The sequence below is a fragment of the Caldicellulosiruptor sp. DIB 104C genome (assembly GCF_028198085.1).
Lineage (GTDB): Bacteria > Bacillota > Thermoanaerobacteria > Caldicellulosiruptorales > Caldicellulosiruptoraceae > Caldicellulosiruptor > Caldicellulosiruptor saccharolyticus.
In genome coordinates this window covers 2109175-2125839 of the sequence record NZ_CP116337.1, presented here as the reverse complement: position 1 = coordinate 2125839, position 16665 = coordinate 2109175, and the positions used below count along the sequence as shown (strand labels likewise).

The following is a 16665-nucleotide window of genomic DNA, read 5'->3' as shown; positions in this document are numbered from 1 at the left end:
AAGGCAGCAAACCCTTTAGACTTTAGCACAAAAGAAGCCTTAACTATCCAAATAAACGGATAGTAGCTCAGGCTTTGCCGCCTTGCCTCTTTATTTTTACATATTCTCCTCTTGGGTCTGCAAAATAAGCTCCTGTATATAATTTTCAAGATGCTTGGGAAGCCCAAGTATTTTTACATCCATAAACCCTTGGGTTATAAGAGATATTGCCTCGTCTTTTGAAAGCCCTCTTGCCATCAGGTATTCTACCTCTTCTTCGGCAATCGGACCTATTGCAGCCTCATGTGAAAGATGGCTCTGTGGCGCACCGTCTGACAATAGCTCTGGCACAGCATACATCACACCTTCTTCAGAGAACAAAATTCCACGACAGTCTAAGTGCGCACGAGATTGGTTATGCTTTGCTTCTAACACTCCACGAGAGTAAATCTTTGCCCTGTCTTTTACAATAGCCCTTGATATTGCCTGGCCACTTGAATTTTCACCTTCTAAGATGATATGAGAGCCCATGTCAATCTCAGAATCTTTTAACCCATACAAAAGTGAGTTGAAAGATGCAACTGAGTTTTTACCTTTCAAGATTGCAATGGGGAACGACTGTATGGATTTCACAGGTTTTAAAAGTACATAGTTTGACACAAACACAGCATCATCCTCAACAACCGTCACACCGCGGGGTCTTACATAAAAATCTTCTGCCCAGTTGTGGATCATTGTAAATGTGAGCTTGCTTCCTTTTTCAAGGTAGAACTCAGAAATACCAATGTGAAGACCTTCTTTTACTTTTGGTGCTGTTGCACACCCGTTGATTATCTGAACCTCTGCTCCTTCTTCAACAATTACTATATTGTGTACATTTTGAATTCTCGCATTTTCTTGCAATAAAAGACATGCCTGAACAGGCTTTTCCACCTTTTGGCCTTTGAAAACTCTAATAAAGTATCCATGTGCAGGGTGCATAGCAGAAAATGCTGTGTATTTGTCCCTGTCAGGTTTTACTGTCTTCCAAAAATACTTTTCTCGAACTTCTGGGTATTTTTCAAGTGCCTCATTTATATCCAGAATTTCAAGCTGGCCACTGTAGCTCTGTGCAAGTCTTTTGTAGACAACAGAGTGGTCAACCTGGAGAAAACTTCCCACGCGCCCTTCTTCTTTGACCTCAATTCCGGCATTTAAGATTGTCTTTTGTATTTCTTCAGGAAGTTTTGAAAGCTCATCTATCTCTTCCTTTTCATCAGCCTCTTCAAACTGACTCAAGTCTATATCAGTGCCAAATGCAGCTTTTTTATTCTCTGCACTTTTTGCTAAAGCCAAAATATTTTCATCTATATAATGTCTTGCAGGCATCCTTCGCACCTCCCAAAACCGTTTTGCCTAATCTCTTCAAACAAATCTTTTGCTGGACCAGAGCACACAAGCTTTCCATCAATCAGAATATGACCTTTGTCTGCGTTTACATACTCCAAAATGTAGCCTGTGTGTGTAACAATCAAGCCAGAGGTCTGTCTTTTTCTCACCTTTTCGCCTTTTAGAAGTTTTTTGATCATATTTCCTAAAAGAGTGATATTGTCAAGGTCAACACCAGATTCTGGCTCATCAAGAAGCACCAAGTTTGGTCGCTGGCAGATTAGCTGCAGTAGCTCAGACCTTTTAATTTCTCCACCAGAAAAACCCAAGTTTACTTCTCTTGATAAATGTTCTTCTAAATTTAAAATCCTTGCATACTCATCCACATCTACGTCAGTGTTTCTCAAAGACTTTATTATCTCAGAAAGTTTTTTTAGCTCAACTCCTCTTATAGCAGGTGGTTTTTGAAACATCATTCCAATTCCAAGCTTTGCCCTCTCATGTGTTGGCATGTATGTGATGTCAATGCCATTGAAGATAATCTTGCCAGATAGGATTTTATATTTAGGAAGCCCCATTATACTCATCATCAGAGTTGTTTTTCCACTTCCGTTCGGACCAAACAGAATGTGAGTCTCACCATCTGGGATTGTGAGAGAAATGCCTTTTAAAATCTCTTTCGACCCAACCTCAACATGAAGGTCGACAATCTCAAGCATCTTTTGTCATCTCCTTGCCTATTAATTTATGTTTTAGCCCTTATACTCTCTAATTATACCACCAAAATTGCATTTGCTAACAACAATAACTGGAATATTTGAAAACAAGGAACATAAAAATTTTTAGTAATATTATTAATAATGATGAAATTTTCAAAAGAAAAATGTGGTAAAATAATATTAAACATAAAGTTAGAAAAAAGGTGGAGTACAAATATGAAGTTATTGCTGGCAATTGTTTCAGATACCGACAGAAACAAAGTCAACCTCGCGCTTATAGAAAACGGTGTTCCGGCCACAATTATCTACTCAACAGGCGGTTTTTTAAATAGAGGGACTGTTACATTCATGATTGGTGCTGAGGATGAGAAGGTGGATGAGATAATCGAACTGATAAAACAAAATGTATCATCAAGGAAGGAGGTTTGCAAAAGCACGCTACCACCAGCGCTGCAAACTTTGTTTTTTGTCAGTAAGCAAAAGATAGAACAGGGCGGTGCTGTAATATTTGTGCTGGATGTTGAGAACTTTATAAAAGTTTGAAAAGTACTTTTAAAATATACCCTATGTGGGTATAATAATATAGGGGTGAAGTTGAAGATGATTTATGAGTGTGCGGTAATTGGTGGAGGACCTGCCGGTCTTTCTGCTGCTATTAATCTTGCTCAGACAAACAGAAGTGTAATTGTTTTTGCAACAAAGGAAGAAGACTCTGCCATATACAAAGCTCCTGAGATAAATAACTATCTTGGTTTTTTTGGCGTCTCTGGAAAGGAGCTTTTAAGAAGCTTTTATGATCATGCTAAAAAGTACAATATTGAGATTGTGAATAAAAAGGTTATTAATTTCTACAAGTCAGGAAATATCTTCACAATTAATGCCAGCAATGAATTTTATGAGGCTTATTCTGTTATTTTGGCAATAGGGACGCCAAAGAAAACTCTTCTTGAGAATGAAGCTGAGTTTGTTGGAAGGGGAATTAGTTACTGTGCAGTTTGTGATGGAATGCTTTACAAAGGAAGAGTGATAGCAGTTGTGGGTGAAAGTGTTGAGGCCGAAGAAGAGGCAGAGTATTTGTCTGAGCTTGCAAAAAAGCTCTATTACATTCCGCTTTATAAGAAAAATGAATTTCATTTTAAAGACAATGTTGAAGTAATTTTGTCAAGACCAAAGAGTGTGTCCGGCCAGGAATTTGTAAATGCGATAGAGCTTGAGGATAAAATCTTAAGCGTTGACGGGATATTTATAATCAGAAAGACAATGCCAGCAGACCAACTAATCTATGGTTTGGAGTTTACAGAGGAGGGGCATATAAAAGTGGACAAAAATATGCAAACCTCAATTGAAGGGCTTTTTGCAGCAGGAGATTGTACAGGACGGCCCTATCAAGTTGCAAAGGCAGTGGGAGAAGGGCTTGTTGCAGGGCTTTCTGCTTCAAGCTATGTAAAGAGGATAAAGGAAGCTCTCATGAAAAAGGACTGATTCGGCCAAAAAAGCCGATGAGGTCCTTTTTTAAATTTAAAAAATGGGAGCTTATTCCCAGTACATAAGGTTTAAAAACATATTTGCAAGCTTTGCCTGATCTTCAAGTACATTTTGAGGGGTTTTGCCGCAGTAATCTGGTTCAATTTGACGAGATTCTAAGGTCCACAAAAAAGCTTTGAATTTTGGGTATCTATGGATATTCTCTTTCATATAGCAAAGAAGGTCGCAAAGGTTTTGATAAGTTTCAGAGTTTTTACTTTTCTCTTTATAAAATTTTTGAGGGTCTACAATTAATTCAAACACCTTCGCAATTTTATACCTATATTCATCCTTTGCGCCTTTGGCTTCAAAATTCTTGATATAATTATAATAGCTTTCGCAGAATATCCTATACATCATATTTCACCCTAAAAATTTCAAGTTTTTCTAAAAACCTCTTCTTTTTTGTTTCAAAAAAGTCTTTTCTGCTTAAGATTTCCTCAATTAAAAGATTAAAAAGAGCTTCTCTTTCATGCATTTTGAAAATTAAAGAAAGTTTAAAGTTTTCTATATTTTAAATTATACCGCACAAAAAATAAAAAAACAAAAGGGCAACCTTGAAAAGTTTTACTCAAGATTGCCCCTGTTTTAAAATTCACAGGAACTCCCGCAGCATCCACTTGTACAAGAATAGCCACTATCAGAAGACTTCGAGGATGAGATTATATTCACACTTTTGAAAACTGCCTCAAGCTCATGACTGTGACAATTTGGACATTCGATCTCTTTGTTTTCCCTTTCTTTTATAGATGCTCTGACATTAAACTCTTCGCCACATTCTTTGCATCTCAAATCATAAAATGGCATACCATATACCCCCTTATTATCAATGTGCATTTCTATTAGATATTATAGGCAAAACTTAAAGATTAGTCAATATACCTAATAGAGGTATATCTCAATAATTCATGAAAATAAATTTGAGAATACTGTTTTATGATGGTATGATTTGAGGTGTGGAGAGCTGTAAACAAGCCCTTTTTATTATACAACTAAACTATACTATTCATATAGAAATACTTGACATTTTCTTTATATTGCTTTACAATTGAAAATGAAAATCAATTTCAAAAAGAAAGGAGTTGTTATCATGTTCCAAGGATTTATAATTGCTTTCAGGGAAGTATTTGAAATAATTCTTGTAATTGCTGTGATGGTAGGTGTTATTCAAAAGCTGAATCAAAGGAATTTGCTCAAAAGTTTAAACATTGGTCTTGTATTAGGGATTGTTTTGAGTATATTGCTTGGTGTTGTTGTGTTCGTGTTTTATGAAAGGTTAAAAGAATCGTTTGAAGGAGTTGAAATAGCCTTAAAGACACTGTTGCTAATTTTAATTACCTGGTTTTTGGTTTTGGCAATTAACTTTCAAGAAAGAGATTTTAAACAAGAAGCTTACCAGAAGGTTATTAATTTCCAGAAGTACTCAGTTGGGATTTTTCTACTCTCTTTTGCAAATGTCTTCAGAGAAGGTGCAGAGATGGTTATATTCTCATTGGCTTCATTTGCCAAGGATAAATCTTTTGGTTTATTTTATGGGATTCTTTTTGGAATACTTGCAGCAATAGTAGCAGGCTATTTGTTATTTAGATTCTCCAAAAGAATAAATATAAAGGTCTTTTTCATAGCTACAACGCTAATTTTAGTAGCTATTTCATCTGAGATCTTGAAAGATTTAGCAAGAGAACTCCTTAAAGAGGTTTTAAAAACTGAAAATAATATAATTCCAAATATTTTGAGCATAGGGTATCTTCTGACGTTTTTAGTTTTACTGATAAGAGCAAATGTAAAAGCAAAGAGAACAGCAGAGTAAACTTAAATCTCTGTAATATTTCCCCCTGAAGCAAAATATATTTTTAATGACAAGTCCATTAAAAATTTTTAGGGGGAAAGCTGTTTTGATGGATGTTGATATCTATAAAGAGATAGCAAAACGGACAAATGGCGATATTTACATTGGTGTTGTTGGACCAGTTAGAACTGGAAAATCTACTTTTATCAAGAGGTTTATGGACCTTTTTGTCATTCCAAATATTGAAGATGAATACAAAAAGGAAAGGGCAAAAGATGAGCTTCCACAGAGCGCTCAAGGAAGAACTATTATGACAACCGAGCCCAAGTTTGTTCCAAATGAAGCTGTTGAAATACTGTTGGATGACAATGCCAAAATGAAAGTTCGGCTTGTTGACTGTGTAGGATATTTGGTTGAAGGTGCAATGGGGCATTTGGAAGAAAACCATCCAAGGATGGTCACAACACCTTGGTTTGAAAAGCCAATCCCGTTTGAAGAGGCAGCAGAGATTGGCACTAAAAAGGTTATCCAGGACCACTCAACAATTGGAATTGTCATTACTACAGATGGCACTATTACTGAAATACCGAGGGAAAGTTACATAAAGGCAGAAGAAAGGGTAATAGAAGAGCTAAAATCCCTTCAGAAACCTTTTGTGATCGTGCTGAATACCGCAAAACCGTATTCACCAGACACCCAAGAGCTCAAAAAAGAACTTGAAGAGAAGTACAAAATGCCAGTTTTGGTTGTAAACTGTCTTCAGATGCAGATTGAGGATGTAAAAAGGATTTTAGAAAGCATTTTATTTGAATTTCCAATTATTGAAGTGAAAATAAACTTTCCTAAGTGGTTTGATGAGCTTTCTGAAGAATCGTGGCTTAAAAGAGAGGTCTATGATAAGCTAAAAGAGTATGCAAGTAAGGTGGATAGAATAAGGCATATAAAAGATCAGCTTGAAGTTTTAAAACAGCTTGAGAGTATAGGCAGATGCGAAATTGTATCAATCAACTTAGGCGATGGCAAAAGCGAAGTCTGTGTTTATTTCAAAGAAGGTCTGCTTTTCAAAATCATTGAAGAGTCAACCGGTTTTGAGATAAAAGGAGATCACCATTTAGTAAAGCTTCTAAGTGACCTTTCTAAGATAAAACAGGAATATGATAAACTTAAAGAAGCTTTGAATGAAGCAAAGGAAAAAGGCTATGGGATAGTTGCTCCATCGCTTGATGAGCTAAGTTTAGAGACTCCAGAAATAGTCAAAAGAGGCAATAGCTTTGGTGTACGATTAAAGGCGTCAGCTCCGTCTCTTCACATTATAAGAGTTGAGGTTGAGACAGAAGTATCACCAATTGTTGGCACAGAAAAACAGAGCGAAGAGCTTGTAAACTTTTTGATGAGGGAGTTTGAAGATGACCCAAAAAAGATTTGGGAATCGAATATATTTGGAAAATCTCTACATGAGCTTGTAAAAGAGGGCTTACAAAACAAGCTATACAGAATGCCAGAGGATGCTCAAGCAAAGTTGAAAGAAACATTGCAAAAAATTATAAATGAAGGAAGTGGCGGGCTTATTTGTATTATACTATAACAAAAAGGTCCAACTGCGAAGGAGCTGGACCTTTTTGTTTTGGCAAGTTTTTGTATTGTTGATTACCCCAATGTGAGATAAAAGATTAATAGTGGAGGTTTTATAATATGAATACATTTTGCTTGCTATTATAAGACTCTTGAAAATTTCTTAAAAAGCAACAAGGCGCTTTCTAAAAATTCCTGTGTTTCAAAATGCACTATTATTTTTTATTATTTGATAGAGGTTGTTGAATAAAAGAAATAACCATATAGAGTAAACATAGTAACAAAAGAAAAAAGCCCCCTCATTTTATTAATTGTTTTGTTCAACAAGTTTTTATGTCCTTTAAATCAAATAGAGATTTAAAGAAACAAAGAGTATTTTAAAGTTATAGCGAGCCAATTAGAAAAATTAACAGTTAGAAGAAAAATATAACTGTTGACACATGTAACATGCTTAAGTAAAATATTAATAAAATAGACTATACATAAAATGGTTATACAAACGAATTTATAAACAAGATAATATTATAAATAAAAAAGATAAATAAATCAAATACATTTATCAAATTCAGATAAAACTAAAAAGATGTTGTTATATAAATAATAAGAATTTTTCATAATTGAATATCAAAAAGGTATAACAATTTATTTAGTGTAAGCTTATAGAAAAGGTAAATGAAAAGTTTTAATTTTCAATCTATGGAGAAACAAAATTGTAGAAAGTATGGGCAAAAACTCCTTTTTTGCGGCCGCCAAGGAGTTTATTGCAAGATACAATATTGAGAAAAGGAGGTATACAAAAATCTTTTATTCAAAAAAAGAAAAAATTTTTATTAGTGTCATTATTACTTTGATTTTTATGTTCTGCATCTCAATTTCAGTGAAAGCTTTCAGTGAAAATTGGGCACATACTGCTTCTACGCATGTGACTTATAGTAGTTATTGTTATTTTGGAAGCAAGACAAGCACTATAGGTTGTTCAGTTAACGAAGCAAGTGATGGGTCAACAAGGTATGTAAATATTGACTTTTATAAAGTAATAAAATATTGGCCAGATCAGAATGTTTTTTCAGTAACAAAAACTGCTGGTTTTACTCACCAATTAAATGATTTGTCAACAACAAATGCATATTATTTTAGGATTGAAGATTGGGATTATAACAAGCCTACATCTGGCAGGGTTTTTGCAAATTACTAAGTCATAAAAATGTAAAATAAAAAAAGGCTGTCTTCCTTTACACACTTTTAAATGGAAGACAGCCTTACAATATATAGTAAAATTTAACATATTATGGGTGGTGAAAAATAATTGAAAAGAATATCTGATTTTATGATGTTAAATTTAAAGCAAATTATTAGAAGTTGGTGGTTTGTTCTTTTGATTGGTTCTGGTATTATAATACCTCTTGCTTATTTTTTTATTCTCAATACTGGCAATGGCAGTGATATAGATTTACCTTTGTTTTTTAATTGTTGGTCTATTATTGTTTCATTTTATTTTTTTGTTCTGCTTATTTGTGTATATGCCTTTGGAAAAACACAAAAAGATTTTTTTTCTTCATTTCCATATTCTTTACATAAAACAGTGGGAGATATGTTGTTTTTTTTGATTTTGAGCTGTATTTTTTCGCTGTATTTTTTAATTTTTGGCATAATATATCTTGCAGTAAAAGGGGTTCTATCATATATTGCGGTAAAATTTGTTGTTGATGTTTATATTTACATTTTTATTTCATATACTGTTATGTCTTTGATTTATATTTTGTTAGCGTTAATTATAAGTGAACTTTTAGATGGTTTTTATTCATATGTGGTATTGATAATTGTGTATCTCTTAATGGGACCGTGGAACTCCTTCTTTTCTTCAAAAAACAATAAATTATTTTATATCCTGAATCCGGACAGAAACTATTATTTTAGTACTCCAATAACCTTTTCATATGGATTCATGTGGAATAAGTATTTTTTTTATCATTTGTTATCATTCCTTTTTTTAATATTTGGATTGTTTATTTTAAAAGTATATTTAATGCAGAAAAGATTATTTAATAGGCAGAAAATCTTTTATTCTCTGACTATTTCTTTTTTAAGCATTCTGCTTTTTGTTTTGATTGGAATAAAATCTTATTCAATGCTTAAAGATAGCATTTATGAAACTCAGGTATTCAGCGAAAAAACTACAAGTTTTAAAGTGTTGAAATATGAAATAGAAGCAGATATAAAAAATAGTATGAAAAGCAAAGTTTTGATTGAGTTAGAGAAAACAAACGACAAGGACAGTAAAGTGTATTTTGCACTGGATAAGGAATTTTCAGTTAGCAGGTTGTTAGTTGACCACCAAAATTATCCGTATCAAAGAAAAGACAATCTGATAATACTAAAAATTAACAAGAAAAACAAAAAAAGATTTGATCTATATTTAGAGTACAGTGGAAAACCAGAATATTTAAATCAGTTATACTCACCATATTTTTTGCTAAACAGAGAAGTTATACTATTCCCTGCAGAAGTTTATTGGTATCCAAAGCTGCTGTCTAACTCTAACGGCAGAGCTTACTTTACTATAACTTTAAATACAACATTTAAAAATATAGTAACTAATCTCAATGTTAATCAGAAGAGTAGCTCCAAATATACACTTAATGGCTTTTTAGATAATGTATTTTTATACAGTTGCAAATATTTTGTTAAAAAGCACACAAAAAATATCGATATAATTGCACCTGCAATATTATTAAACTTGAAAACAAGTGACTATTTATTGACAGACTCTATACAAGCGATAAGTTCAGCTTATAAGAATATGGGAAGAGATATTAAGCTGATATCAATAGGTCCATATTATGGAGTATCATCGAGACAAGAGTTAATACTAAAAGACAAAATTCTTTTGCGTAGTGAATAGTCTAAAAAACAAGGAGTGAAATTTATGAATTTACTTAGAGTTAATAATCTGTATTTTGGCTACAGAAAAGGGGAAGAGGTTTTAAAGAATATAAGCTTTGAAGTCACTGACGGAATTACGTGCATATTAGGACCTAATGGTTGTGGAAAAACTACACTTATGAAAATCTTAGCGACATTGCTAAAGTATGGTAAAGGACAAATAATATTTAATGACTTGGATTATGCTAATCCATCACAATTGATGGAAATTAGAAAATTAATAGGGTATTTGCCTCAGCGTTTTGAAGCGTATTCGCAACTGACAGCTAAGGAATTTTTATATTTGACCATTAACCTCAAATGCGATAAGAAGTTTTTAGATAAGACAAAAATGGAAACTATGATAAATGAGATTATTGAAGTTACAGGACTGGGCGATTATGCTTGTAAGAAGATAAAAACATATTCAGGTGGTATCAAGCAACGATTAGGGATTGCACAAGCTTTGATTGGTGAATCACGCTTAATCATTGTAGATGAACCTACAGCTTCGATAGATGTTCAACAAAGAAAAGCTTTTAAGGACTTAATAAATAGCATTAAGAAGGAGAGGTGTATACTTATATCCACACATCTATTAGAAGATGTTGAAGTTATTTGTGATAACTTGATTGTTATGAACAAAGGAGTGGTTGAGTTTTGTGGCAAGTATGATAAGTTTTTACAAAAATATGAAGGTTGTATATGGAAAATTCAAATTGACAAGCAGAATTATTCAAATTTGAAAAAAGAGTTTTTTGTAATTGAAGAAAGAGATTTTGGCAAGTATATAGAAATAAAAGTCTATAGTCTCCAAAAGCCAGCGCTTGGAAATGTTGAGGAATGTTTGCCCACACTTAGTGATGCTTATTATTTGACTCTTAATCTAAAAGGGGATGGAAGTTTTCAATGAGCAGCATAAAACTTTTTGTTAAAGCTGCAGGGTTATTTAAGATTTTAGGTATAGCTATTGTCAGCCTTTTGTTGCTATTTGCTCCTTTAATTAAGCATTATACGGTTGGGGATGCAACTAATATAAAAATTCATTTTTTAGACCCAAATCATTTTACAACAGAGCGATATATGACTGTGTTATTTGTTTATTATGAAAAAATAATTGCAGCTTTGACAGTTGTGTGGTTGGTAGAATTTTTTGGTGATGATTTTGAGGGTGGAATTATTAATCTAATTAAGGTATATTATTATGGTTATAAAAATGCTTTTTTAACAAAATTTAAGATTGCGGTATTACCAACGTGTTTAACTTTAGTCACTGGTTCAATGTTGGGAAAAAAAATAATAGATGATTGTTTGATTCAATTAGAAAATTTTTACAAAAAGTCTTATGTTCCTATTTCGTATTTTGAAATATTTTTGAGGGTGTTACCAACTATCATTTTTTTTATAGGTTTATCTCTTGTTATTCTTTATTATTCACGCAGCAGAGTAATAACCTATACTGTTTGCTGGGGACTGATATTATCAGAGTTGATTACATTTGGAAGTTTTCGCTTTTTATCTCCATTTATTAATGCTTCAAGAGGCAAAACTTTTTCAGATTGGTCTTTAAACATTTTGTTAACAAACAGAATTGCTTATGCATTTATCGGAATTTTTCTATCATGGATTGTTATTCGAAAAGTAAAAAATGTATAAACAACATAACATAACTTATAGAGTTTATTGCAGAAAATGATTTAAAAGAGGTGAAAATGAGTTAGAGTTAAAAAAGAGCTACTCCGAAAAATAAAGGATTTAACGTGATACTTTAAATATCAATAGTAATTCCAATAGTAAAAGAATTTACGAAAAACAAAAAACCTCTCTCTTGATTAGAATATAAGAAAATCCAAGAGAGAGGCTTTATGTTATTTTTAAAAATCCCGTTTTTAATACCCTCTTGCAAGGTAAATGTAACCTTTTTCAACATCACATGCAAGGTTTACACTTTTCGTACTTGATTTTGCTAAAAGATCGTTTGATGATGCATAGCCGATGTAAAGAGTATCGTATCTTTCTACACGGGTGTAATCACTCGTGGTGCAGATGATCATTGATGGCGCTTTTCTTGATTTTAAAAGTCTTATGAGTATATCTTTTTCATTTTGCTTGAGACTTTCAAAGGGGATGTCCAAAACAACAATCAGTGGTTTTTTCTCAGCTGATAGATTTTTAATCCTAATCCACTGATAGAACGAAAAATCCAAAATTGAACCACTTTTGGTTCTTAAAAATACTATGTTAAACTTTTCATTCTTTTCATATGGTGGATTGCCCTTTTCAAGATTGTAACATTTCAAATAGCTGCCAAGATTGGATTCTACCTTTTTCTTGGTGTCACTTGGCAGACTTTCAAAACTCTTTGTCAGTAAAATTACAGACGATTTTGCAAGCTTACTATCGAACTTTGCAACATACTGGTTTATAGCTTCAACAGGCGGTAAATTTACAACATTACCTTTCAGATTGTCAATCCAGATATAACCTTGTGTTTTTTGAGGGATGAGCAAAATATAGTCTAAAGTTTTGTAACTCTCTACATTCAAGGAATAGCTTTTAAAATTGTCGCTTTTGCTCTGAGGTATTTCAACCTCTTTTTGAGTGCCATTTGGCATTTTAAAGCCAAGGTATACTTTGACATTTTTTGCGCAAAGGTCAAATGAAATTTTATTTATATTTGTAAGGTCGACAGGAGTTTTAAAGTTGAGCTTAAAGCTTTTGCCTTTTGTCGATGAGACGCTGAAATAGACCTTATTTGAATATTTTCCTTGTGTCTTGTTCTTTGATGAAAGAAACATCGAAACACCTTTTGGCCAGCTCAAGGCAAGGTAATCAAACGACCTAAGAAGCTGTAAAGTCTCACCTATTCCAACGGGTATACTGCATTTTAAATCCTTGTAAGAAAATGTTACAAAGCCTCTAAAATTAGATTTTGCTATAAAACTTCCGTCTTTGAACTCAAAAGCAGGATTTTTTTCTACTTGAACTTTTCTTGGGTCTATCTCTTTAAAGTGGCCAAGCTTATCTTTTATATAAAACCTTAGCCTTGCCGACTCACCGGGCAAAAGGTAAAGCTGCTTTTTATTTGTGGTCAAAATCTCCGGTTTGTACACCGAAATCTTTTTTTGTGCAAAAGCTTTCTGGTACACATCTTCATACACACAAGATATTGTAACAACACCATCTTTGTAAGGAGTAAATATGCCATCTTTTATGTCTATCTCGTAAGCATCTTGGTATACCTTCAAATATACAGCATCATATGTAATTGTATTGTAAAATCTGTCCTTTGCATATACCTTTATAGGATACTCTTCGCCTGCAAAGACCCTGTCAGGACAGTCTATATAAAATGTAGCAATTTTATCATCTCTGTATTTGTAAAAAGCTGCTATTGAATCAAAGACCCTTCGGGTCTCACCTGTGTTATAAAAAGCTTTGTACTTTCCATCATTGTCCTTTGCAATAAGCTGTGTGGAATACCCGCCATCAAGGTTTATGGCTGTCCACACGCCAATTGACTGCAAGAATCTTGCAAGCTCGCCTTGAGTTGCACCAATGCTCTTTCCATTTCGCCCGTCAACTGCAACAAGATAGAGGTATCGACCGGTTTTGTCAATGCCAATTGCAGATCGTGGATGCCTTCCTGCAATCTCATGTGTAAAAGATGGTATTTTGCCGTCTTTTAACAAGAAGGTATTACCAGATGCCGCAGCTTTTATTTTCTCAAGTGGAATGGAAAGGTCTATCTTTAAACTTACTTTGTCGCCCACTTTGAAGTTTGCTTTCAGGTTTTTTGCATAGTTTCCTGTTGCCGCCAAAAGATATTCGCTCTTGTCCAAGGCAACAGCCTGCTCTTCTTCTCTGATATCTTTGATGATGCCATCTTTTATGATAAGCTCCACAATTCCCTTGTACTTGTTCCCGATGGTTTTTTGAACATAGTCCCCTGTGAACAAAATAGGGTATGTCAAATCGCCTGTGAACTTGTTTACATGTGCAATCTTGAATTCATAACCAGAATCTAAGTTTACAAGCTTGTATGAAAGACCATTTATATAGTCAAAAAGAATTTCATTTGAGGTTGTATATACAAATGCTGGGAAGGTATTTTGCTTGTTATTTGGTGAAGATATAATCTTGCCACCTGATACAGAAATTCCAATTGGCCAAATCTTATTGTAATTTGTCTTGGTGTTTGTGTAAAAGAAGTTTGCGTTTATTGCAGCAATAGGGTTTTTGTCGATTTGACTTGAAACCATGTTATATACAAAATCACCGGTGTTCGCAACTTTTGACTTTACCACATCAAAGTCAAATCCACCATCTATAAGGTCAAGCTTTATGCAATTTATATCCACAAACCCTTCATCTGTCAAAAGTTCATACTTTTCATAATATGTACGAGGAGCAATCTGCTGTGTGGTTTTAAATCTCAAGATTTCTGTATACGGCTTTGCAAATACTGATAGAACGAGCGACACAATTGTCGCAAAAGAAATAAAGCTTAAAAACTTTTTCATCTTCACACTTGCCTCCAGTCTTTTGTGATGAAAATTGCAAAAGTTTAGTCTTTTAATCCCCATATATTTCTCTTTATAGCATTGAAGACCAAATCCTTGGTGGCGGGATGAAACTGTTTTAAGCTTTTTACAAACTCTTTCATTCTTTGCCTGTTAGTTTTTCCATTTGCAGGACATGGGTTTGTGATTACGGGAAGCTCAAGTTTTCTTGCAGCAGCCCTCAAGTCATGTTCTTTTAAATAAATCATAGGTCTTATAGTTGTAATTTGAGTTCTGTCAAGGTATGTCTTTGGTGAAAAACAATAGATTCTTCCTTCAAAAAAGAGGCTCAGGAAAAACGTTTCAACCACGTCATCCAAGTGATGGCCGAGCGCAACCTTGTTACAACCAAGACTTTTTGCTGTTGAGTTAAGTATTCCACGCCGAAGGTTTGCACAAAGCGAGCAAGGATTTTCTTCTTTTCTAATGTCAAACACAATCTGCTTTATTTGCGATGGCACAAGATGAAATTCAACATCTATTTTATCACAAAATTCTTTGATTGGCAAAAAAACCATTCCCTCAAATCCCATATCAACCGTGATAGCAACAACATCAAACTTTTTGGGGTAAAATCTTCTCATGAAGCTCAAAGTGTAGAGCATAGTGAGACTATCTTTTCCGGCAGAAACACCAACTGCAATCTTGTCTCCTTCTTCTATCATTTCAAAATCTTCTACAGCTTTTCTCACCTTGCTAAAGATATGCTGCATTTTTCATTCCTCCAAATGCTATTATTTTGATTTATATTGTAGACATTATAGAATTATACCATGTTTGCTATCATATAAGGAAGTTAAAAATTCCTCATTCCCCCCTCTTGACGAAAATCAAAAATGGTGCTATTATATAAATGCTGATGGCGGGGTGTAGCTCAGCTTGGTAGAGCACGTGGTTTGGGACCATGGGGCCGGAGGTTCAAGTCCTCTCACCCCGACCATTAGAATAGATTGTTAAAAAGGGTATTGACAGAAAGGTAAAGCCTATGCTAAAATACAAAAACGTCGACTCTTAAAAAACAAGAGAGTAAAAAATGGAGGGGTACCCAAGTGGTCAAAGGGGGCAGACTGTAAATCTGTTGCCGCAGGCTTCGTTGGTTCGAATCCAACCCCCTCCACCACTAAGGCTAAAAATGGTGCTGGCGTAGCTCAATCGGTAGAGCAGCCGACTTGTAATCGGCAGGTTGCGGGTTCGAGTCCCATCGCCAGCTCCATTTAATTTAATAAAAAAATAACAGGTGCGCCATTAGCTCAGTTGGTAGAGCAGCTGACTCTTAATCAGCGGGTCTGGGGTTCGAGTCCCTAATGGCGCACCATTTAAATGCGCGCCCATAGCTCAGCTGGATAGAGCAACGGACTTCTAATCCGTAGGTCAGGGGTTCGAATCCTCTTGGGCGCGCCATTTGTTTTTGAGAGTTTTGATGGTTGGAATAGTATTATAAACATTTTATTTGATGATTATCTTTCAGCTATCTAAGAGACTGCAAAAATTTAGGGTAACTGCTCTGCTATCGTAGGTGCAGTTACCCTTTATATTTTGTTTGCTAAAATACGTGATTTAATTTACAGCATTATAATAAACTTAAACGAAAATGAAATATTTATACCTCTTTAGTTGTGGCAGCTCATGTTTTTTCATAGCTCATACTGATGGCCTTTTCGCCTTTTGCCCATAAGAGGACCTTCCAGCCAAAACATTGTTGTGTCCTCTAAAGCTTCTACAATTTCATGAAAATCACCCATCCTTGTCCAGAGCATGTCACCTTTTTCAAGTATGTATTCCTTATCTTCTGAAATCACTTTCAGTTTTCCTTCGAGTACAAAATAGTACTCATCACAGTCGTGTGTATGTCTTTCTACAATGTTTTTTTGTCCTTTTTTATAATAAGCAATTCCCCACGAGGAAAATCCTGGGTCACCAAACAATAATGGCTGCTCGTTTATGTTTCGTTTTGGCATTTTCTCACCTCAAAAATTCATTTTTTCTCTTCAGTATGTTATACTTAAATTCTAACTTATAATCATTGCAATTAGAAGATATATTCAAAATTTTTTGTTTTTTATTTTAACACCCAATGTTTTGCAAGTTCTGTACCAAAATTGCAAGTTTTTTATTCTCAACTTGCAAGAAGCAAAAAATTCACCTCAATTTATTATTGATTGTTTAAGAATTTGCTGCTATAATTAAATTTAACACATTGTATACATGTATTATTGTTGTTCTTTGAATG

Annotated in this window: 15 protein-coding genes and 5 tRNA genes; 13 read left to right on the top strand and 7 right to left on the bottom strand. The window is 34.0% G+C overall.

Annotated features, from left to right (window positions below; translation table 11 throughout):
* Positions 1–96: 96 nt before the first annotated feature.
* Together PGC14_RS10510 and PGC14_RS10505 are read right to left on the bottom strand one after the other, a co-directional pair.
* A complete protein-coding gene (locus PGC14_RS10510; RefSeq protein WP_039765535.1) occupies positions 97–1347 on the bottom strand; it encodes a SufB/SufD family protein in 1251 nt (416 codons plus the stop codon).
* Positions 1326–2066 carry an ABC transporter ATP-binding protein gene (locus tag PGC14_RS10505; RefSeq protein ID WP_039765532.1) on the bottom strand — a complete coding sequence of 247 codons (741 nt, stop codon included), beginning with the start codon at positions 2064–2066 and terminating at the stop codon, positions 1326–1328. Before PGC14_RS10505 ends, PGC14_RS10510 begins: the two co-directional genes overlap by 22 nt.
* A gap of 216 nt (positions 2067–2282) precedes the next feature.
* On the opposite strand from PGC14_RS10505, the gene PGC14_RS10500 reads away from it, so the two are divergent.
* Positions 2283–2609 carry a cyclic-di-AMP receptor gene (locus PGC14_RS10500; protein WP_039765529.1) on the top strand — a complete coding sequence of 109 codons (327 nt, stop codon included), beginning with the start codon at positions 2283–2285 and terminating at the stop codon, positions 2607–2609.
* Positions 2610–2666: 57 nt separating this feature from the next.
* The gene (locus PGC14_RS10495; RefSeq protein ID WP_271628872.1) at positions 2667–3548 is read left to right on the top strand and encodes an NAD(P)/FAD-dependent oxidoreductase; all 882 of its coding nucleotides are present in this window, start codon (positions 2667–2669) and stop codon (positions 3546–3548) included.
* Between the two features lie 51 nt (positions 3549–3599).
* Here the strand turns inward: PGC14_RS10495 and PGC14_RS10490 are convergent, their stop codons facing one another.
* On the bottom strand, positions 3600–3947 hold the full coding sequence (locus PGC14_RS10490) for a hypothetical protein (protein WP_193353817.1): 348 nt from the start codon (positions 3945–3947) through the stop codon (positions 3600–3602).
* Between the two features lie 231 nt (positions 3948–4178).
* Entirely contained in the window at positions 4179–4397 is a 219-nt protein-coding gene (locus PGC14_RS10485) for an FmdB family zinc ribbon protein (RefSeq protein WP_039765519.1), read from the bottom strand.
* A gap of 283 nt (positions 4398–4680) precedes the next feature.
* Here PGC14_RS10485 and PGC14_RS10480 point away from each other — a divergent pair, with 283 nt between their 5' ends.
* From PGC14_RS10480 to PGC14_RS10455, 6 genes are all read left to right on the top strand, one after another.
* Positions 4681–5400 carry an FTR1 family protein gene (locus PGC14_RS10480; protein ID WP_271628871.1) on the top strand — a complete coding sequence of 240 codons (720 nt, stop codon included), beginning with the start codon at positions 4681–4683 and terminating at the stop codon, positions 5398–5400.
* A gap of 88 nt (positions 5401–5488) precedes the next feature.
* Positions 5489–6964, top strand: coding sequence for a stage IV sporulation protein A (gene spoIVA, locus PGC14_RS10475; RefSeq protein ID WP_039765516.1), 1476 nt, complete (start codon positions 5489–5491; stop codon positions 6962–6964).
* Between the two features lie 864 nt (positions 6965–7828).
* A complete protein-coding gene (locus PGC14_RS10470) occupies positions 7829–8146 on the top strand; it encodes a hypothetical protein (RefSeq protein WP_156823665.1) in 318 nt (105 codons plus the stop codon).
* 111 nt (positions 8147–8257) lie between these two features.
* Positions 8258–9853 carry a hypothetical protein gene (locus PGC14_RS10465; RefSeq protein ID WP_039765511.1) on the top strand — a complete coding sequence of 532 codons (1596 nt, stop codon included), beginning with the start codon at positions 8258–8260 and terminating at the stop codon, positions 9851–9853.
* Positions 9854–9877: 24 nt separating this feature from the next.
* The gene (locus PGC14_RS10460) at positions 9878–10786 is read left to right on the top strand and encodes an ABC transporter ATP-binding protein (RefSeq protein ID WP_271628870.1); all 909 of its coding nucleotides are present in this window, start codon (positions 9878–9880) and stop codon (positions 10784–10786) included.
* Positions 10783–11529 (top strand): hypothetical protein, encoded by a 747-nt coding sequence (locus tag PGC14_RS10455; RefSeq protein WP_039765038.1) that lies wholly within the window; start codon positions 10783–10785, stop codon positions 11527–11529. The genes PGC14_RS10460 and PGC14_RS10455 overlap by 4 nt, the downstream gene beginning before the upstream one ends.
* A gap of 233 nt (positions 11530–11762) precedes the next feature.
* Here the strand turns inward: PGC14_RS10455 and PGC14_RS10450 are convergent, their stop codons facing one another.
* Positions 11763–14396: a phosphodiester glycosidase family protein gene (locus PGC14_RS10450; protein ID WP_271628869.1), complete on the bottom strand. Its 2634-nt coding sequence runs from the start codon at positions 14394–14396 to the stop codon at positions 11763–11765.
* A 44-nt stretch (positions 14397–14440) separates the two neighbouring features.
* Positions 14441–15148, bottom strand: coding sequence for a tRNA 2-thiocytidine biosynthesis TtcA family protein (locus PGC14_RS10445; RefSeq protein ID WP_271628868.1), 708 nt, complete (start codon positions 15146–15148; stop codon positions 14441–14443).
* 150 nt (positions 15149–15298) lie between these two features.
* Here PGC14_RS10445 and PGC14_RS10440 point away from each other — a divergent pair.
* From PGC14_RS10440 to PGC14_RS10420, 5 genes are all read left to right on the top strand, one after another.
* Positions 15299–15375 (top strand) — tRNA-Pro (locus tag PGC14_RS10440).
* A 95-nt stretch (positions 15376–15470) separates the two neighbouring features.
* A tRNA-Tyr gene (locus PGC14_RS10435) sits at positions 15471–15555 on the top strand.
* Between the two features lie 17 nt (positions 15556–15572).
* Positions 15573–15648 (top strand) — tRNA-Thr (locus tag PGC14_RS10430).
* Positions 15649–15674: 26 nt separating this feature from the next.
* Positions 15675–15750: transfer RNA gene (locus tag PGC14_RS10425), tRNA-Lys, on the top strand.
* 9 nt (positions 15751–15759) lie between these two features.
* Positions 15760–15836 (top strand) — tRNA-Arg (locus PGC14_RS10420).
* Between the two features lie 233 nt (positions 15837–16069).
* Here PGC14_RS10420 and PGC14_RS10415 read toward each other — a convergent pair.
* Entirely contained in the window at positions 16070–16393 is a 324-nt protein-coding gene (locus tag PGC14_RS10415; RefSeq protein ID WP_011916124.1) for a cupin domain-containing protein, read from the bottom strand.
* Positions 16394–16665: the final 272 nt, after the last annotated feature.